Origin of the sequence: Erwinia sp. (assembly GCF_049696395.1) — a bacterium.
In the GTDB taxonomy this organism is placed as follows: Bacteria; Pseudomonadota; Gammaproteobacteria; order Enterobacterales; family Enterobacteriaceae; genus Erwinia.
The window spans coordinates 13,038-32,353 of sequence record NZ_JBAVTT010000002.1; the positions used below are offsets into that span (position 1 = coordinate 13,038).

Genomic DNA, 19,316 nt, shown 5'->3' on the forward strand with positions numbered 1-19,316 from the left:
GACTAGCCCACCATATTGTTATGGCACTGCTGAAGCTCACGGACGCGCTGTACCAGGTCTGTCAGGCAGTCGTCATACAAGCCCCGCTTCTTTAACTCCTGTTCAAGCGAGAAAAGATATTGCGCGTTGGTGCCTAACGGACCGCTGGCTTGAGCGATCAGCGGAGCAATAGTTTTCGGGCAGGAGTCGGATTCATACAGGGCATGGCGCGGATCCATCACAAATGCCATCGCCGTGACCGTACGGCCATCTGCCAGCTTCAGTTCGCACCAGGTGGGTAGGTAGCATCCTGTCACCATCTCGCGCTTCCACAGCAGTTCCAGCTCTTCATGCAGCTTCTCTTCCGGCAGGCGATACGCCAGCCCGGTAGTCTCACCGCCCTCTTTTAAAGCCAGCATGCGTCCCGGCTGGGTAGCCGTGCCTCGGCCTGCGGTTAACCGCAGACAAAATGCCCGATGCCAGCCTTCCAACGTCCCTTCCGCGGCTTCATCTGATTCGAAGACCGGGTTCCACATCAGCGAGCCGTAACCAAAAATCCACACCGGACTATGATTGGGACGACAGGCCAGCGTAGCGGCTAATGAGGCGGCCCGTTGCTCACAGGTCCATAACAACGATTCCTCAATAGCACCAAAAGCTGTCTTACAATCCGCTTTTAACAGGAAATCTCTTGTTAACATAACCTCTCCTCCCGCCACTGCTCACTCCCTGCCACTGCATTTCGTCGTCCCTGAGATGACATTATTAAGAAACTTATTGTTTCAACGCTATCAATGACCCTATGCCATTCGCCACGCGCAATCAAGTTTGAACCGCGTCACAAAAGAAAAAATTTCACTTAACTTTATAATCGGCATTTTAGACTGAAACTTAAGAGTCAATGCGCAGAACAGAGGGGATCCTCAGCGGCATTTGACGATTCCAAAGCGGCAAACTTGGGTAATTACCTTAAATGAGGTTATTTATGCACTCTGATGACTTAATCTTCCTACAGCCCTTATTTAGCTAGCAAAAATTGATTCAACTCCTCTAAAAAACAGATTTAATCTTTAATTAGGATGAAATAAGATATTCCAATACAGTATGATAGCCACTTAAAGACTCAGTTATCGACCATTTGCGTTAAAAACAGCACAGAGCTGTAAATTTCAGTAAAGAGTACAGGTTTTAACCGGATAATCCGTTACAATTCCGCTGCTTGTAATATAACCAGTTCAGTTCAATGCTAGTATTTATGCCTGCAGGTGTTCCCTGAATTCAGGCAAACAGGACAGATAAACAAGGAAAAATAAGCCTATGAGTGCCCATGAAGGCGTTAAAACACGCCACAAAGAAACTTCCCTGCTCCTTCCCCTCGCCGCGCTGGCTATTCTGTGGTTTTGGGGTGCCTCAAGCTCGTTTCCCATTGTTATCACTATCAACCTTATTGCCCTGGTCGCTATCCTTAGCAGCGCCTTTAGCGTGGTGCGCCATGCTGATGTGCTTGCTCACCGTTTGGGGGAACCCTACGGCTCGCTGATCCTCAGCCTGTCGGTGGTGATCCTTGAAGTCAGCCTGATCTCAGCCCTGATGGCGACCGGAGATGCTGCACCGGCGTTAATGCGCGACACGCTCTATTCCATCATCATGATTGTGACCTGCGGGTTGGTTGGAGCGGCGCTACTGCTAGGTGGGCGTAAGTTCGCTACACAGTATGTTAACCTGGCCGGGGTGAAGCAGTATCTTATCGCTATCTTCCCGTTGGGCATTCTGGTGCTGGTGTTTCCTAATGCGCTGCCAGGCGGCAATTTCTCCATCGGCCAGGCGCTGCTGATTTCCGCGATTTCTGCCGCCATGTATGGCGTGTTCCTCTTAATTCAGACGAAAACGCACCAGAGCCTGTTTGTTTACGAACATGAGGATGAAGGTGATGGCGATGACCCGCACCACGGCAAGCCTTCAGCCCACTCGAACGTCTGGCACTCTGGCTGGCTGATTGTGCACCTTGTCGCGGTGATTGCCGTAACCAAGATGAATGCCACGCCTCTGGAGTCGTTGCTGACTACCCTGAATGCGCCTGAGCAGTTTACCGGCTTCCTGGTGGCCTTACTGATCCTCTCCCCTGAAGGTCTGGGCGCGATCAAAGCCGTGTTGGCTAATCAGGTTCAGCGTGCGATGAACCTGTTCTTCGGCTCCGTGCTGGCGACCATCTCGCTGACGGTTCCGGCGGTCACGATTATTGCTACCCTGACCGGCCAGCAGCTGATCTTCGGCCTTGAGCCGCCGCAGATGGTGATGATGATTTCCGCGCTGTTGCTGTGCCAGATCTCCTTCTCAACTGGCAGAACCAACGTGCTGAACGGGGCGGCGCATCTGGCGCTGTTTGTCGGATATCTGATGACCATCATGCTGTAAGCCGTTAACTCAAGGCATAAAAAAAGGCGGGGCGAATTAAATTCGCCCCGCCTGCATTTGACAGACTGAAGAAGAGTTACTGAGCGAGATAGACCAGCGAGTGGCCTGCCCCTTCCAGCGTCAAAGTGTTCTGCTCTAGCTTAACAGTAGCGCCGGATGTCAGCATTTTGCCGATGGTCATCTCCCACTGATTCAGCTTGGGATCGCTGCACATCATGCGGGTTGAAGCCATCTTCGGCACGCTAAGCACGTTGTCTTTCAGCGTTCCCTGACCAAAGAAGCGATTACACATCACGCCTGTGACGCGCATATCCTCGCTAAAATTGATCCCCGGCTTCATGCCCTGAGGGGCGCTGATGGACTGACCATCAACGGTAGTCAGTACAAAGTTACGGTTAGCCAGCGTAGTCTGCTCCCCCTGCTGGGAAGCTGCACTGCAGCCGCCCAGTAACAGGGCAGCCGTTAACACTAAGGTTGTTCTTTTCATCATCCACTCCTTGTCCTGAATGTCCTTAACAGACTATCAGTTGCTGGTGTCCAGCTCCGGGAAGCTTTTTACCAGGTCATCAATCGCTTTCATCTGTGCCAGGAATGGCTCCAGTTTATCCAGCGGTAACGCGGAAGGACCGTCGCATTTCGCGTTAGCCGGATCCGGGTGAGCTTCGATAAACAGACCAGACAGGCCTATCGCCATACCGGCACGCGCCAGCTCAGTAACCTGACCACGACGGCCGCCAGAAGCGGAACCAAACGGGTCACGGCATTGCAGAGCATGAGTCACGTCGAAGATAACCGGGCTACCGTTAGACACTTGCTTCATCACGTTGAAGCCAAGCATATCAACAACCAGGTTGTCGTAACCGAAGTTGGCACCGCGATCGCACAGGATCACTTTGTCGTTACCGCCTTCAGCAAACTTATCAACGATGTTACCCATCTGACCAGGACTGACGAACTGCGGCTTCTTCACATTGATCACGGCGCCGGTTTTGGCCATCGCTTCAACCAGGTCCGTCTGACGTGCCAGGAAAGCTGGCAGCTGGATCACATCCACGACGTCAGCCACGGTCTGAGCCTGGCTGGCTTCATGTACATCGGTGATCACTTTCACGCCGAAGGCCGCTTTAATGTCCTGGAACATACGCATTCCCTCTTCCAGGCCTGGGCCACGGTAAGAGTGGATGGAAGAGCGGTTGGCCTTGTCGAATGAGGCTTTAAACACGTACGGGATACCAAGCTTCTGGGTCACGGTGACGTAATGCTCACAGATGCGCATCGCCAGATCGCGTGATTCCAGCACGTTCATGCCACCAAACAGCACGAACGGCAGGTCGTTTGCTACCTTGATATCGCCAATGTTAACCACTTTCTGTTTCATGTCTTCGCCTTATTTTCTGTTAATGCAGCGTAATCTGTTTTTGTTCTATCGAATGAATTTGCAGCTTAATCATCTCGCTGACCGGGTCCTCAGGACACTGTTCAACGAAGTAGGTCAAATCGGTTAAAGCCACATGCTCGCACTCTAACTGGGCAAAAATCAGCCCACGGTCGCGAATTTCGTAAGGATCTTCCGGGTCCATTTGCACCAGAACCTGGCTTACCTGCAGCGCCAGCTCCATCTGCTTCTCTTCCATCAGCGCGGATTTCAGCGTATCGAGCATTTTATTCAACACCAGCTGAGGTTCGGCTTCCTGCAGATCGTCGTCATAGAGCTCTGCAACCGGGCCAATATTGCCCTTCAGCCACACTTCCAGCGTATGTTCGTCGAGGGTATCGCCATTGAACGGGTTGATTAACCACATCTCTTCGTCGATCCAATCGGCACGTAAAATGAGCTGAGTAGGGAAAATAACCGGCATCAGCGGTAACGACAGCTGACCGGCGATATGCAGGAAAAGGATGCCTAAAGAGACAGCCGTTCCCTGACGGGTTCTGAGGACATTATCCAGCCACAGGGTGTCAGACAGCCGATAAACGCCGCTGGCGCCGCCAAAACCCCACTGTTTCCAGAACAGCTCGATCAACTTCTCAAGCTGCTTGTCCTGCTCCAACTGCTGTGGAATTGCTGCGCGGGCCTCTGCTACCAGGGCCGCTAACTGCTTATTCACGTCTTCAGCAGGGAAATCGGGGCGGATAGCTTTGGTGGCCGCTATTACCGCCTCGCACAGTGGTAACACTGTGAGATCAACATTTGCTATCGACGTCATACACTCCCCAACAATGGCATTTTCCATAGATGATACCGCCAAACAGCCTCCCAGTCAGCCGGGGACCTCGCCATTCAGTCATTCTCTTGTCTTCAGTGACCGTTTTTGTGCATAAGTCACACGATCGTTGCCGCCATAATCCTGACAGGTGGCAATACAAGCAAAATTATTCTGCTCTAGGATCTCTCGCACTTCAGCTGCTTGCTGCCAGCCATGCTCGAACAATAACCAGCCGCCGGGAAGCAAATACTCACCTGCTTCGGCCGCTATCTGTTTGATATCGGCCAGTCCACTGTCGGCAGCAATCAATGCGCTGTCTGGCTCAAAGCGCACGTCGCCCTGCTGAAGATGGTCATCCGCAGCATCAATATAAGGAGGATTGCTGACAATCAGCGTGAAGTGCTCAGCGGATACCGCGCTGAACCAGTGACTCAGACGAAATTCGGCATTGGCAATACCCAGACGCTGCGCATTACTTTCTGCCAGCGTGACGGCTGCAGCAATGCGATCGACACCGATGACCTGGCAATCAGGCCGCTCACTGGCAATGGCTAAAGCAATCGCCCCCGTGCCGGTGCCCAGATCGAGGATTTTTCCTGAAGCGGCAGGAAGACGAGCCAGCGCCTGTTCTACCAGCAGTTCGGTATCAGGACGGGGGATAAGCGTATCGGGGGAAACGGTAAGAGACAATGACCAGAACTCGCGTTGTCCGGTCAGATAGGCAACTGGCTCGCCGTTTGCACGGCGAGCCAGTAATCCGTCCAGCTGGCTGAGCTGTTCAGCGCTCAGTTCGCTGTCATCAAACGCGATAATCCAGCTGCGGGATTTGCCAGTGACGAACTCCAGCAGGATTTCAGCATCCCGCTTTGGGCTTTCACTGCCCGCCAGGCGGGCAATGGCTGCCCGCAACCACTGGCGTACGGTCATTAATCCTGACCGGACAGAGCGGCCAGCTGATCGGCCTGATATTCCTGCACGATGGGTTCAATCAGCATATCCAGCTTGCCCTGCATCGCTTCGTCCAGACGGTAAAGCGTCAGGTTGATGCGGTGGTCGGTGATACGACCCTGCGGGTAGTTATACGTGCGGTTACGGTCGGAACGGTCACCGGTCCCCAACAGGTTACGACGGGTCGAAGCTTCTTCCTGATGCAATCTGGCGGTTTCTGCCGCACGGATACGCGCCCCCAACACCGACAACGCTTTTGCTTTGTTCTTGTGCTGTGAACGTTCGTCCTGACACTCCACCACGATGCCGGTTGGCAAGTGGGTAATACGGATTGCAGAGTCGGTGGTGTTAACGTGCTGACCACCCGCGCCCGAGGAGCGGAAGGTATCGATTTTCAGGTCGCCAGCGTTAATTTCCGGCATTTCCGCTTCTGGCAGCTCAGGCATCACTGCCACAGTGCAGGCAGAAGTATGAATACGGCCCTGAGATTCGGTCTCAGGAACACGCTGCACGCGGTGACCACCTGATTCAAACTTCAAACGCCCGTAAGCGCCGTCGCCAATCACTTTAGCGATCACTTCTTTATAACCACCGTGTTCACCGTCGTTGGTGCTCAAGATCTCTATTTTCCAGCGACGCATTTCCGCATAGCGGCTGTACATACGGAACAGATCGCCAGCGAAAATAGCGGCTTCATCGCCACCGGTTCCGGCGCGCACTTCCAGATAACAGTTACGTTCGTCATCGGGATCTTTCGGCAACAGAAGAACCTGCAGCTCCTGCTCCAGCTGTTCGCTGGCGGCACGGGCTTCTTTTAACTCTTCCTGCGCCATATCGCGCATTTCAGGATCGTCCAGCATCTCTTCCGCTGCGGCGATATCTTGCTGGTTCTGCTGCCAGCGACGAAAACACTGGCTGACATCGGTCAGCTGAGCATATTCGCGTGACAAGGCACGGAAACGGTCCTGATCGGCAATGACGCCCGCATCGCCCAGCATCGCCTCAACTTCTTCATGGCGTTCCTGCAAGGCTTCCAGTTTGGCAACAATAGAAGGCTTCATTGGTGTTGTTTTACCTTGTATTCAATAGAGGCTAAAACGCTATTCCAGCCCGAGGCTGTCGCGTAAAATCTGCAGGCGTTCATCATCCCCATCACGGGCAGCCTGCTGAAGAGATTTGGTAGGAGCGTGGATCAAACGGTTGGTCAGTCTGTGGGCCAGATCGCGCATCACTTCCTGCGGATCGGCTCCTTGTTGCAGGGCGGTCAAAGCACGGGCCTGAAGTTCTTCACGAACCTGCTCAGCCTGCGAACGGTAATCGCGAATGGTTTCGACGGCGTTCTGTGCTCGTAGCCAGGACATAAACTCATTGCTTTCCTGCACTACAATGGTTTCAGCCTGCACGGCGGCGGCCTTACGCTGCGCCATGTTGCTTTCAATAATCGCCTGAAGATCGTCAACGCTGTAGAGATAGGCGTTAGGCAGTTTGCCCACTTCCGGCTCCACATCGCGCGGTACGGCAATATCCACCAGCAGCATTGGCTGGTTGCGGCGTTTTTTCAACGCCCGCTCCATCATCCCTTTACCGATAATCGGCAACGGGCTGGCGGTAGAACTGATAATAATGTCGGCTTCAGCCAGGCGCTCGTCGATCTCCGCCAGGCTAATCACTTCCGCCCCAACCTGATCGGCCAGTATCTGCGCACGCTCACGGGTACGGTTGGCGATAATCAGATTTTTAACGTTGTGCTCGCGCAGATGGCGCGCAGCCAGTTCAATTGTTTCCCCGGCGCCCACTAACAGCACGGTGACTTCCGCCAGGGATTCAAAGATTTGTCTCGCCAGCGTACAAGCGGCAAAGGCTACGGAGACGGCGCTGGCACCAATCTCGGTCTCTGTGCGCACGCGCTTGGCAACCGAGAAGGTTTTCTGGAACATCCTTTCCAGCTCGCTGACAATCGGCTGTCCCCGGTGTGAGTCGGCAAACGCCTTCTTCACCTGGCCCAGAATCTGCGGCTCTCCTAACACCAGTGAATCTAACCCACTCGCCACGCGCATCAGGTGACTGACCGCTTCATCATCATGGTGCCAGTAAAGGCTTTTTCCAACCTCTTCCGCACTCAGATGATGGTAATCACATAACCATTTGATCAGCTGTTCCTGCAGATTTTCCTGCTGTTCCACGCTGAGATAGAGCTCGGTTCGGTTACACGTAGACAGCACCACGCCGCCCTGCACCAGTGGCTGAGCCAACAGACTGCTTAGGGCTTGATCCAATGTCTCCGGGGAGAACGTTACGCGTTCACGCAGAGCAATAGGGGCCGTTTTGTGATTAATGCCGAGAGCCAACAGGGTCATGGTGATTTGGTTGGGGTTATCCCACAGTTGATAGGGTTTTGTGAGGCGCATTCTACAAGATGCGCGAGATCAAGAAAAGCCATCGTTCATCGATCGCTGTAACAAGATATAGCTATTATGCATCAAATAAGACAAATTGAGCATTGACGCGGTCCTTGCGGCTGGTTAGCTTGGACGGTTACTTTGGGCAAGAAAGCCCTTCCGGAGTCTGAGGAGTTGACCCCTTAATGTTTATGCAGAATCGCCGCCTGATGCGGCTTCTCCCGCTTGCCGCACTGTTACTGACCGCCTGTACCACCACTAAACCGCAGGGTCCTGGCAAGAGCATTTCCTCGCCACAATGGCAGCAACATCAGCAAGACGTTCAGAAAATCACGCAATATCAAACCCGCGGCGCTTTTGCCTATCTTTCTGATAGCCAGAAAGTCTATGCCCGTTTTAACTGGCAGCAGACGGCACCCGATCGCTACCGTTTGATCCTGACCAACCCGTTGGGCAGCACCGAGTTGCAGCTTGATGCGCAGGGCAGCGTCGTGCAGTTGGTGGACAACAAAGGCAAACGCTATACCAGCAATGATGCCGAGAAGATGATTTCTCAGCTGACCGGCATGGATATCCCGTTAAACAGCCTGCGCCAGTGGATGATGGGCCTGCCGGGTGATTCTTCAGATTACACGCTGGATGATCAGTATCGTCTGCAATCCGTTGATTACAGCCGCGACGGTCAGCAGTGGCACGTGACTTATCAGGGCTATGACAGCAAGCAGAACCCTACCCTGCCTTCCAATCTTGAGCTGAAAGAAGGCAACCAGCGTATCAAACTGAAAATGGACAGCTGGATCGTTAAATGAGTACCGGTAATCTTCCCCTGATGGCGTGCAGCCGTGAAAGCTGGCCTGCGCCCGCTAAACTCAATTTATTTCTCTATATCACTGGCCGTCGTTCTGACGGCTACCATAATTTGCAGACGCTGTTTCAGTTTCTCGATTATGGCGACACCCTGACGATTGAAACCAACGTCAGCGGGCAGATCAGCCTGCTGACGCCGGTAGAGGGCGTGAAAGAGGAAGACAATCTGGTGGTTCGGGCGGCAAAACTGCTGCAACAGCAGGCAAGGCTACGGGGAACGCTTCCGGAAAATGCCGGCGCCAGCATCGCCATTGAGAAGCGCCTGCCGATGGGCGGCGGGTTGGGCGGAGGCTCTTCAGACGCGGCTACAGTGCTGGTAGCGCTGAATCATCAGTGGCAAACCGGCTTCACGTTGAGCGAGCTGGCAGGCTGGGGATTAACCCTGGGCGCAGACGTTCCGGTGTTTGTTGAAGGCTTCGCCGCTTACGCTGAAGGCGTAGGGGAAAAATTGACTCCGGTGACGCCTGCAGAAAAATGGTATCTTGTGGTCCACCCTGGCGTAAACATTTCCACCCCGGCTGTTTTCACCGACCCGGAGCTGAATCGCAGCACGCCAGCCCGCGAAATCAGTGAGTTATTACGTGCTGAATTCAGCAATGATTGTGAACCAGTCGTAAGAAAACGTTTTCGCGAGGTTGAACAGCTTGTTTCCTGGCTGCTAGAATACGCGCCGTCGCGCCTGACTGGGACAGGAGCTTGTGTGTTTGCTGAATTCGACACCGAGTCTGCTGCTCGCCAGGTGTTTGAGCTAACGCCGAAAGAGTGGCAGAGCTTTGTTGCGCGAGGCGTTAACGTTTCGCCGCTGCACCGCCACCTTACGACGTTAATAGAGTGACCGTGACAGCATCGCCACGTTCCTGATGCTGCACGTAGATGACTATACCCGTATGAAACCGTCGTTACGGTATTCCGCCCAGTGCCGCTAACGATGATGTTCATTCTCTGGACGCAAAGCCTGAGGTTCTTCTCGTGCCTGATATGAAGCTTTTTGCTGGTAACGCAACACCCGAACTAGCACAACGTATTGCCAACCGCCTTTACACTAGCCTGGGCGACGCCGCCGTCGGTCGTTTCAGTGATGGTGAAGTGAGCGTACAAATTAATGAAAATGTACGCGGTGGTGATATTTTCATCATCCAGTCCACCTGTGCCCCTACCAATGACAACCTGATGGAACTGGTTGTGATGGTAGATGCCCTGCGCCGGGCATCCGCTGGCCGTATTACTGCCGTAATCCCGTATTTTGGTTATGCCCGTCAGGACCGTCGCGTACGTTCCGCTCGTGTACCCATCACGGCCAAAGTGGTTGCTGATTTCCTTTCCAGCGTAGGTGTCGATCGCGTACTGACTGTGGATCTGCATGCTGAACAGATTCAGGGCTTCTTTGACGTCCCGGTTGATAACGTATTTGGTAGCCCGATCCTGCTTGAGGATATGCTGCAGATTGGCCTGGAGAACCCAATTGTGGTTTCCCCGGACATCGGCGGTGTGGTTCGCGCCCGTGCTATTGCTAAACTGCTGAACGACACTGACATGGCGATCATCGATAAACGCCGTCCACGCGCTAACGTTTCACAGGTGATGCACATCATCGGTGACGTCGCTGGCCGTGACTGCGTGTTAGTAGATGACATGATCGACACCGGTGGTACGCTTTGCAAGGCTGCAGAGGCGCTCAAGGAGCGTGGTGCTAAACGTGTATTCGCTTACGCCACCCACCCTATTTTCTCCGGCAACGCCGTGGAAAACCTGCGCAATTCCGTGATTGATGAAGTGGTGGTTTGCGACACCATTCCGCTGCCGGAAGAGATCAAAGCCCTGCCAAACGTGCGTACGTTGACGCTGTCTGGCATGCTTGCTGAGGCGATCCGTCGCATCAGCAACGAAGAGTCTATCTCTGCAATGTTCGAGCATTGATAGCGAAGGGACGGGTTCGCCCGTCCCTCTTTTTTTGCCGCCATTATTCCAAAAGCGTTAAGTCAATTTATCATTTATTCACATTCTCACTGTCTGCCCTGCCTTTTTGTCCCCTATTTACGTTGGTGTCAGCCCTTCCTCCTCAGTGCTTAAGCGCTGATTTTTCTCTGTAACAACTATTTTTCACTGTTCTCCCCGGCAAGCTCTTTTGGCCGCGATCCATTAATGATATTTTGCCTGAATGATCCCGCCAGGAATAATCCTAAGATGACGTTGGACGTCTATACCCTGTTTGTTTGCGAACTCTACGTGCTGTTTTTTCTCAGCATCATCATGGTGTTTGCCTGGAAAGGCTCCCAGTACAACCGCGTGTTGGGCTTTGAATGTCTGGCACTGGTGGTAACGATTGTCGCCGTGTTTCTGAGCAGTTTGCGCGGCAACGGCAGTTTGTTCCTGCCAGTAGGCGTGGGGAATTTGCTGGTGATGTTCGCGTACAGTCTGCTGGTGATGGCGTTTCGGTCGTTTCGTGGCGCGCGCTGCGGCTATTTGTGGCTGGCTGGGCCCCTGATCTGGATCCTGCTTTGTCAGTCCACGGCGTTTTATCATTCGATGCCGATGCGAGTTATGGCCGTTTGTCTGCTTTGCATGGTTTATACCGGCTGGATGATTGTTGAACTGCATCGTGCGCGGGCAACTTTGCCGGTGACTTATTGGCCAGCACAGTTACTGCTGTGGATCCATTTGCTGTTCCACCTGACAAGAGCAGTGGTAGATGGCGGCATTCCCAGCCCGTTACAGGGCGCCATTGGCGGCTCAACCTTTTCGGTTTATGTGATCCTTGAATCGATCATGATGGTGATTGGTCTGACCTTTACCATGCTGGCGATGGTCAATGAGCGCACGCAGATCAAATACAAAAATGCCTCTATGCTCGATCCTCTGACCGGCGTCTGGAACCGTCGCGCCCTGTTTGAACAGGGTGAAGTGTTGGGTCGCCTGTGCGATAAACAAGCTCAACCGCTGACTATTATGCTGTTCGATTTGGATCATTTTAAAAGCATCAACGACCGGTTTGGCCATCGTCAGGGCGATTTAGTGTTGATCGATTTTTGCCGTCAGGTTCAGCATTGTCTGCCAACGCAGAGCCATTTTGCGCGCTTAGGCGGCGAGGAGTTTGCTGCGATTTTAATGGCGGATGAGCGAGAAGGCCTGTTATGTGCAGAGAAAATCCGTCAGGTAGTGGAAAATTCGCATCCTGAAGGGGTGAATTACACCGTCAGTATTGGTGTCGCTACCTGTAATGGCGCGCACCATCAGATAGACACGTTAATGGTGGCCGCTGATGAAGCGCTTTATCAGGCTAAGGCGCTGGGTCGCAACCGTGTCACTCGCTTTGCGGCGCAGAGCGAGCAAGCCTTTGGCGCTACAGGATAAGCGGAAAGTGAAAACGCCTCTTTGCAGAGGCGTTTATTTTGACATTCTTAATGGTGACTGTCAGTCGTTCTGCGGCAGCGTTTGTCGCCATAATGACGCACCCAGTAGTAGCGATCGGCGACTTTTTCGCGTCCGCTGATGCGTGCGCCTACCAGCCACAGCAAAGCGCCGATAAAGATGCTGAAGATAGCGCCGTGAACCATAAACTGCGGCAGTTGCAGTTGTGGAAGCTGATTCAGCACGGAGTATCCGACGCCTGCGACCATCACCACCAGCCCGAAGACCATTAAAGAATTCCCGGTAAGATTGGCATGTTTACGTTTCATCATTCCCCTCCAGTTCCAGATATGGGCAGAGTCCTGTGCCCGGATGCCATAAGTTTAAGCAATAGCTGGGTACGCTGGTGCGTGACAGATCACATTTACTGCTAATAGTTTGACAAAACTTTACGCACAAGCGACTGATATCGTATAGAAAATGCATTATCACGCCATTGAACTATTGCGGAAGGTGTCACACTTTTGCCGCTGATTTTGCGTTTTGAGCCGGGCAAAGTACACTAGCCCTCTTCTTTACCGCACTCCTCAGGAAAACAGACAAGTGAGCAGCATTAAACTGATTGTGGGCCTTGCCAATCCCGGCGCAGAGTACGCCGCCACCCGCCATAATGCCGGTGCCTGGTATGTCGATTTACTGGCACAGCGTCACAATCAGACGTTAAAGGAAGAGAGTAAGTTTTACGGGTATACCGCGCGTCTGAATATCGGCGGAGAGGATGTCCGTTTACTGGTTCCGACCACATTTATGAATTTAAGCGGCAAAGCGGTGGCGGCCATGGCCACGTTTTACCGTATTACGCCGGAAGAGATTCTGGTGGCGCATGACGAGCTGGATTTGCCGCCAGGCGTGGCGAAGTTTAAGCAAGGTGGCGGCCACGGCGGCCACAACGGGCTGAAAGATATCATCAGCAAGCTGGGCAACAACCTGAATTTCCACCGTCTGCGCATTGGCATCGGTCATCCGGGCGATCGCAACAAGGTTGTCGGATTTGTATTGGGCAAGCCGCAGGCCGCAGAGCAGAAGCTTATTGATGACGCCGTGGACGAAGCCGCGCGCTGCACCGAGGTGTGGCTGAAAGAAGACCGCTTAAAAGCGATGAACCGCTTGCACAGTTATAAAGCAGAATAACCAGGGGGCCGTCAGCGTCAATCTGTCTGCACAGCCATAAAAAAAGAGCCTGATGGGTCGTCAGGCTCTTTTTTCTTATTTAAGCAATGTGCTCTGGCGCTTAAACGTGCTGCTTGCATCTGTTCACAGAGGCGATTTAACACTTTCTCAATTATCGTCAACCGCTCATAAAAGCCACAATTTGCTTTAGCAGTCAGAGTGATACTGTTAATATATAGAGATATTTAGAGAACACCCTCCTGGCTTTTTTCATCATCTAAGCGGGCTTATTTTGCCGGACTCCCCAACTCTTTCAGCGCCAGCGTAGGCAGAAAATAGCCCTGAACGCCCCAGATTTTGCTTTCAACCAGCTTACCCAGATGCACTTCACTCTCTACGCCTTCCACTATCACCCGATTAGTGTACTTACGGATATTGGCGATCAGAATGCTGAACCAGGGTTTGGCGACGTTATCCAGGAAGAATTGCCGATCCAGCTTCACCGCTTCAAACATCTTCGACTGCAGCGCATTCAGATTCGCGTCCCCTGCCCCTAAATCATCCAGCCATAAAATATTCAGCTGTTCGATCAGCGTCCGCAACAAGGGATTGTTGGGGCCATCATGCAGGTTTGGAAAATCCTCTGACAGTTTCAGACGGATAAAGGGCAAATGGCTGAGGATCTGCTGAATAAAAGCAGACTGGCTGACGACTTTCGCCAGCTGAAAATTGATTGTCAGGCAGCACAGTAAGCCGTGTTGCTGGAAGTAATCAGCGTAATGCTCAATCGTCAGCAATTGATTGAGCAAAAGGGTTTCCGGGTCGAGTTGATCGACCAAAGGAGTATCCGAAATATAATCCCTTTCGCCCGGCATCAGATCGAGTGCAATCAGATCCCCGTTGAGCGTGTGGATTGGAACGCAGTTGTAGTTATATATCATGCCATCATGCCAGAGTTCAGGCGTCCTGCCAGTGCTAAAAATCGTCGTACAGATAAAGAGTAGATATTTATTCTGTAAAACAGCGAATCAATACGACGATTTTTATATTTATCGGCAGGTCCGGCAACAGCTTTACCCTTTAAACCTTATCGGCAGCAACTTTATAATCCGGGTCATCCAGCTCATGGCTACAGAAAGGGCCTGCCTGCTTCAACAAACTGATACAATCTTCACTGAGATGGCGCAAACGCACGCTTTTCTCAGCCGCCAGATAGCGGGCGGTCAACTTATCAATGGCCTCAACGCCGCTGGAATCCATCACCCGCGTGCGGGCGAAATCGATCACCACGTTTTGCGGATCCTTCTCCGGATGGAACAGTTCCTGGAAGCTGGCCGCAGAGCCAAAGAACAACGGACCTTCAAGACGGATGGTTTTCTCCTCAGCGCCCTCTTCCTGCGACAGAATGCTAATGCGCGCATGTTGCCAGGCAAAGACCAGCGCCGAGATGATCACGCCGAAGATGACAGCCATGGCCAGATCGGTATAAATCGTCACTACCGTCACCGCAATCATGATTACCGCATCGGGTTTCGGCATCCGCTTCAGGCGGCGCAAGGAGCTCCACTCGAAAGTGTTGATGCACACCACAAACATGATCCCGGCTAACGCGGCAACCGGCAGTAGAGCAATATATTTCGACAGACTGACGACAAAGAGGATTAACAGGATAGCGCCAACCAGGTTGGAAATTCGACCACGTCCACCAGAGGTGAAGTTGATAATCGACTGTCCAATCATCGCACACCCGGCAAAACTGCCGAAGAAACCACAGAGGGTATTACCGATGCCCTGCGCCACACACTCTTTATTGCCGTCGCCTTTCTTGCTACCCATTTCATCCAGCACGGCCAGTGTTAACAGCGATTCTATCAACCCCACCAGCGCGATAATCACCGAATAAGGCAGCACAACCTTCAGCGTTTCCCAGCTTAGCGGTGCCGTTGGCAGATGGAACATCGGCAAGGTGCCAGAGATATCCGCCAGATCGCCTACGCGTTTAGTGTCCAGACCGAAGCCTATCGCAATGGCGCTGATAGCAATCAACGCAGCCAGCGAGCCAGGAATCACTTTGGTGAATTTTGGGAACAACCAAACGATTAACATTGCCAGCGCCACCAGACCGTACATCATCGGACCCTGATGTTGGATCATTGGCAGCTGCGCCAGCGCAATGACGATGGCCAGACCGTTCACAAACCCGTAGATAGCCGGTTGCGGCACCAGGCGGATAAACTTGCCCAGGCGGAACAGGCCAATGGCCAGCTGGATCACCCCGGCGAAGATACTGGCCAGCAGGACATACTCATAGCCGTGCGTCTGGATAAGACTGACCAGCACCACCACAATCGAGCCAGCCGCACCAGAGATCATCCCCGGTTTGCCACCGAACAAGGCGGTAACCAGCCCGAGGATAAAGGCAGTATGTAAACCAATGGTCGGCGATAATCCGGCCAGTAACGAAAAAGCTGTAGCTTCGGGGATCAGTGCCACAGAGACAACAGCGCCAGCCAGTACGTCATTTTTCACGTCGGCAGCCCTGAGCTTGCTCAGATTAAACATTCCAATTTCCAGTTATCATTATTCAGGTGAAATCCTGCACCGCTGAAGAACGGGCGCAAAGAGGCTCGTCAGAAAGACGAGTGGCGCAACAGACGTTGCTGGCAAGGGAAGTCTTAAGGTGGCGTAAGCAGCAAGCGATGCATCTGCGGCGTTCTCCGTCAGCTGTAAAGTTAGGTCAGTATCGGGAATTGTGAGACAGATCTCAACCCTAATCCTGAGCTTGCGGGCATAAATCAACGTCATTCACTGCATAATTCCGTGTATAATGCGCGGTAACTTTCAGTAGTAACCAACTAATAACACCGGTGAGTTGTCTATCTCATTGGTTATCAAGCAATTAAGGTGATTCAAACATGGGATTCAAATGCGGTATTGTGGGCCTGCCAAACGTCGGGAAATCCACCCTGTTCAATGCGTTAACCAAAGCGGGTATCGAAGCAGCTAACTTCCCGTTCTGTACCATTGAGCCAAATACCGGCGTGGTGCCAATGCCTGATTCCCGTCTGGATAAGCTGGCGGAAATCGTTAAGCCACAGCGCATCCTGCCGACTACCATGGAATTCGTGGATATCGCGGGCCTGGTAAAAGGCGCGTCTAAAGGTGAAGGCCTGGGCAACCAGTTCCTGACCAACATCCGTGAAACGGAAGCAATCGGCCACGTTGTGCGTTGTTTCGAAAACGACAACATCATCCACGTGAACAACAAAGTGGACCCGGCTGACGATATCGAGGTGATCAACACCGAGCTGGCGCTGTCTGACCTGGACACCTGCGAACGTGCTCTGCAGCGTGTGCAGAAGCGCGCTAAAGGCGGCGATAAAGATGCTAAAGCTGAACTGGCTGCGCTGGAGAAATGCCTGCCGCACCTGTCCGAAGCTGGCATGCTGCGTTCACTGGATCTGAGCGAAGATGATAAAGCAGCGATCCGCCACCTGAGCTTCCTGACGCTGAAGCCAACCATGTACATCGCCAACGTTAACGAAGACGGTTACGAGAACAACCCGTACCTGGATAAAGTGCGTGAGATTGCCGAGAAAGAAGGTTCCGTCGTGGTTGCCGTGTGTGCCGCAGTAGAATCCGACATCGCTGAGCTGGAAGATGCAGACCGCGAAGAGTTTATGGCTGAGTTGGGTATCGAAGAGCCTGGTCTGAACCGTGTTATCCGTGCTGGATACGCCCTGCTGAACCTGCAAACTTACTTCACCGCTGGTGTGAAAGAAGTTCGCGCATGGACGATTCCTGTTGGCGCAACCGCGCCACAGGCAGCCGGTAAAATTCACACCGACTTTGAGAAAGGCTTTATCCGCGCTCAGACCATCAGCTATGAAGACTATATTACCTACAAGGGCGAGCAAGGCGCGAAAGAAGCCGGCAAAATGCGCTCTGAAGGCAAAGACTACATCGTTAAAGATGGCGACGTGATGAACTTCCTGTTCAACGTCTAAATAAAATCTGTGGTCTCATGAGGTTTCAGCAAGCCTTATGAACACTGAAAAACCTAAAATCCACGCATTTGCGTGGATTTTTTTTATTAGCAGACAAACTTAGCACCAAAAATGGACAGTTAACTCTCAACGTGAAACAGATATTATTCGGAGGATAAGGAAAACCTCATCGGAAATTAAAAATGGATGCAATTTATTTAGATCAGTCCTACTATCACCAGCAGGGCCTGACTGCGTTGATAGGTGAATCACCGTTATACTGTTGCAGCGATATTCATGAAATTAAAAACAGGCTTAATGACCGGGAAAGTAAATCCATATTGTCGCCGTTGATTATTTTTGATTTACCTGCCAACTTCCGCACTGCGCTGACTTACATCGATTATCTGAAACGACTCAAAATCAACCGAAAAGCAACGCTTATTTTCTTCTCAGACTTCGAGAGGAATATTGTTAACTATAGCGAGCACGGCATCAAAGCCGACTTTTTTATTGATAAAAAATCCTCCACAGACATGATTATTAGTCAACTTACGGATGTGCTGATCCTTCACAGAAACGGCCGGTCATTTTCCTCATCCGTGATGAGGAATGATTTAACAAAACGCGAATTCCGTTTCCTGTGTTCTTTAATCACCCAAGGTTCGATTGAGGGTGTGGCGAAAATAACCGGAGAAAACAAAAAAACGCTCTACTCTCATCAGGCTAATGTGGTTAGAAAACTTAACCTTAAAAACAGCCTTCATCTGTATAAGCATCTTATTCATCACTCTTGATCCAATAATTTTACTCAGTCGACAATAATTCTTTCGGGGAATTATTGCGTGGTCGGGGTATAAATAATCCTCAGGGTACCGCGATATCGCCCCGCCGTTTTTGACGACAAAGTGAAAGACGGTGTAATCAACTCCATCGGTGCGGGAACGCACAGTACTGAATTTCGCTGTCCCGGTAAAACAACGCGTCGTAACACGCCTTTATTGGTACCGCTCCAGATGACCTCGTTGCCGTTTTGCACTGCCTGCCGCGCTTTGGTCAGCGGATTAATCACCTCTATCGAATAATCCAGACGATCCTGTGCCAGATTTTTATCGCCACCAACGAGATATAACGAAAACAACCCGGTGGCTCTGGAGGGCGCGGCAGAACCTTCGTCCTGAAATATCAGACTTACGCGGTTGCTGTCAGAATTATTGCCATCATACAGACACATATCCAACGAACGGCTACCGGTTACGGTGGTGGTGGCGCGTGCGCCGGGGAAAGTTTTCAGCCCGAGATCCACATTCGCTGCCGCATTGCCAAACTCGGGCAGATAGATCTGCTGATTACCGTAATCCGTCACCTTAAACGTCATGCTGGCGATCCAGTCAGCCAGCTTGGTCACGTTGGTACAGCCCACGTTCACGTTCTGCGAATTACCGCTACAGGTTACAGGCCATTGCATCAGCGACATTTTTAGCGTTCCGCTCCAGGTTCCGGCTGCGGGAAATTTGCTCAGCTCCGGCGAAGTTAAATACGCCGAAAAATCCGTTCCGTCTCCCCTCGGTATAACCGCGCCGCCAAAAGCATTCAGCGGAACCACATTGGTAGCCACTATCGCATTATTCAGCAATCTCCGTTTGGTCATATAGACATTGAGCACCAGCGTCTGTTTGGTGGTGCTTTCGGTAAACAAGACCGGCACGGGATACGGCGCAGGGGACGCTTCCAGCCAGACCGGAAACGTCGGGCAGGCACCGTATTGATTGCTGGTTCGTGACTGACAAACCAGCGTGTTCCTCCCCCATTTTGCTGCGTCGTTGGTGTCATAACCGCCGTTTTCGTTGGTCCAGATGGGCAACTGCGCCGGTACAGACATCCGGTCGAAGGACAGGGCGATGCTGGTATTGCGTCCTGACGGCGTGAGTGAAGCCGCCTGCGCGTCAGCCATCAGGCCTATCAGCGCCAGACAGGCGAGAAATCTACTTTTCATA

General features: G+C 52.3%; 19 protein-coding genes. 8 read left to right on the forward strand and 11 right to left on the reverse strand.

Annotated features, from left to right (window positions below; genetic code table 11):
• Window positions 1-2: 2 nt before the first annotated feature.
• Window positions 3-680, reverse strand: a complete 678-nt coding sequence (locus WCC56_RS00140) for a gamma-glutamylcyclotransferase (protein WP_424690412.1) — start codon at window positions 678-680, stop codon at window positions 3-5.
• 616 nt (window positions 681-1,296) lie between these two features.
• Between WCC56_RS00140 and chaA the strand changes: the two genes are divergently transcribed.
• Window positions 1,297-2,394: a sodium-potassium/proton antiporter ChaA gene (gene chaA, locus WCC56_RS00145; protein ID WP_424690413.1), complete on the forward strand. Its 1,098-nt coding sequence runs from the start codon at window positions 1,297-1,299 to the stop codon at window positions 2,392-2,394.
• Between the two features lie 76 nt (window positions 2,395-2,470).
• On the opposite strand, the gene WCC56_RS00150 is transcribed toward chaA, so the two are convergent.
• From WCC56_RS00150 to hemA, 6 genes are all read right to left on the reverse strand, one after another.
• Window positions 2,471-2,881, reverse strand: a complete 411-nt coding sequence (locus WCC56_RS00150; RefSeq protein ID WP_424690432.1) for an META domain-containing protein — start codon at window positions 2,879-2,881, stop codon at window positions 2,471-2,473.
• Window positions 2,882-2,917: 36 nt separating this feature from the next.
• Window positions 2,918-3,772: a 3-deoxy-8-phosphooctulonate synthase gene (kdsA, locus tag WCC56_RS00155; RefSeq protein WP_424690414.1), complete on the reverse strand. Its 855-nt coding sequence runs from the start codon at window positions 3,770-3,772 to the stop codon at window positions 2,918-2,920.
• A 19-nt stretch (window positions 3,773-3,791) separates the two neighbouring features.
• A complete protein-coding gene (gene sirB1, locus WCC56_RS00160; protein ID WP_424690433.1) occupies window positions 3,792-4,601 on the reverse strand; it encodes an invasion regulator SirB1 in 810 nt (269 codons plus the stop codon).
• Between the two features lie 78 nt (window positions 4,602-4,679).
• Window positions 4,680-5,528 (reverse strand): peptide chain release factor N(5)-glutamine methyltransferase, encoded by an 849-nt coding sequence (prmC, locus tag WCC56_RS00165; RefSeq protein WP_424690415.1) that lies wholly within the window; start codon window positions 5,526-5,528, stop codon window positions 4,680-4,682.
• On the reverse strand, window positions 5,528-6,610 hold the full coding sequence (gene prfA / locus WCC56_RS00170) for a peptide chain release factor 1 (protein ID WP_424690416.1): 1,083 nt from the start codon (window positions 6,608-6,610) through the stop codon (window positions 5,528-5,530). The genes prmC and prfA overlap by 1 nt, the downstream gene beginning before the upstream one ends.
• A gap of 39 nt (window positions 6,611-6,649) precedes the next feature.
• Window positions 6,650-7,906: a glutamyl-tRNA reductase gene (gene hemA / locus WCC56_RS00175; RefSeq protein WP_424690434.1), complete on the reverse strand. Its 1,257-nt coding sequence runs from the start codon at window positions 7,904-7,906 to the stop codon at window positions 6,650-6,652.
• Window positions 7,907-8,133: 227 nt separating this feature from the next.
• On the opposite strand from hemA, the gene lolB reads away from it, so the two are divergent.
• The 4 genes from lolB (at window position 8,134) to WCC56_RS00195 (ending at window position 12,166) form a co-directional block, all read left to right on the forward strand.
• Window positions 8,134-8,757, forward strand: a complete 624-nt coding sequence (gene lolB / locus WCC56_RS00180; protein WP_424690417.1) for a lipoprotein insertase outer membrane protein LolB — start codon at window positions 8,134-8,136, stop codon at window positions 8,755-8,757.
• Window positions 8,754-9,650 carry a 4-(cytidine 5'-diphospho)-2-C-methyl-D-erythritol kinase gene (gene ispE / locus WCC56_RS00185; protein ID WP_424690418.1) on the forward strand — a complete coding sequence of 299 codons (897 nt, stop codon included), beginning with the start codon at window positions 8,754-8,756 and terminating at the stop codon, window positions 9,648-9,650. The genes lolB and ispE overlap by 4 nt, the downstream gene beginning before the upstream one ends.
• A gap of 134 nt (window positions 9,651-9,784) precedes the next feature.
• Window positions 9,785-10,732, forward strand: a complete 948-nt coding sequence (gene prs, locus WCC56_RS00190; protein WP_013201847.1) for a ribose-phosphate diphosphokinase — start codon at window positions 9,785-9,787, stop codon at window positions 10,730-10,732.
• A gap of 267 nt (window positions 10,733-10,999) precedes the next feature.
• A complete protein-coding gene (locus tag WCC56_RS00195; protein ID WP_424690419.1) occupies window positions 11,000-12,166 on the forward strand; it encodes a diguanylate cyclase in 1,167 nt (388 codons plus the stop codon).
• A gap of 47 nt (window positions 12,167-12,213) precedes the next feature.
• On the opposite strand, the gene ychH is transcribed toward WCC56_RS00195, so the two are convergent.
• A complete protein-coding gene (gene ychH, locus WCC56_RS00200) occupies window positions 12,214-12,492 on the reverse strand; it encodes a stress-induced protein YchH (protein WP_424690435.1) in 279 nt (92 codons plus the stop codon).
• Window positions 12,493-12,766: 274 nt separating this feature from the next.
• On the opposite strand from ychH, the gene pth reads away from it, so the two are divergent.
• A complete protein-coding gene (gene pth / locus WCC56_RS00205) occupies window positions 12,767-13,354 on the forward strand; it encodes an aminoacyl-tRNA hydrolase (protein WP_424690420.1) in 588 nt (195 codons plus the stop codon).
• Between the two features lie 266 nt (window positions 13,355-13,620).
• Here the strand turns inward: pth and WCC56_RS00210 are convergent, their stop codons facing one another.
• Window positions 13,621-14,274: an EAL domain-containing protein gene (locus WCC56_RS00210; protein ID WP_424690421.1), complete on the reverse strand. Its 654-nt coding sequence runs from the start codon at window positions 14,272-14,274 to the stop codon at window positions 13,621-13,623.
• A 139-nt stretch (window positions 14,275-14,413) separates the two neighbouring features.
• A complete protein-coding gene (locus WCC56_RS00215; RefSeq protein ID WP_424690422.1) occupies window positions 14,414-15,895 on the reverse strand; it encodes a SulP family inorganic anion transporter in 1,482 nt (493 codons plus the stop codon).
• 353 nt (window positions 15,896-16,248) lie between these two features.
• Between WCC56_RS00215 and ychF the strand changes: the two genes are divergently transcribed.
• Together ychF and WCC56_RS00225 are read left to right on the forward strand one after the other, a co-directional pair.
• Window positions 16,249-17,340, forward strand: coding sequence for a redox-regulated ATPase YchF (gene ychF, locus WCC56_RS00220; RefSeq protein ID WP_424690423.1), 1,092 nt, complete (start codon window positions 16,249-16,251; stop codon window positions 17,338-17,340).
• Window positions 17,341-17,522: 182 nt separating this feature from the next.
• On the forward strand, window positions 17,523-18,116 hold the full coding sequence (locus WCC56_RS00225) for a LuxR family transcriptional regulator (protein WP_424690424.1): 594 nt from the start codon (window positions 17,523-17,525) through the stop codon (window positions 18,114-18,116).
• A 41-nt stretch (window positions 18,117-18,157) separates the two neighbouring features.
• Here WCC56_RS00225 and WCC56_RS00230 read toward each other — a convergent pair whose 3' ends face one another.
• Window positions 18,158-19,315, reverse strand: coding sequence for a CfaE/CblD family pilus tip adhesin (locus WCC56_RS00230; protein WP_424690425.1), 1,158 nt, complete (start codon window positions 19,313-19,315; stop codon window positions 18,158-18,160).
• Between the last annotated feature and the right edge of the window lies 1 nt (window position 19,316).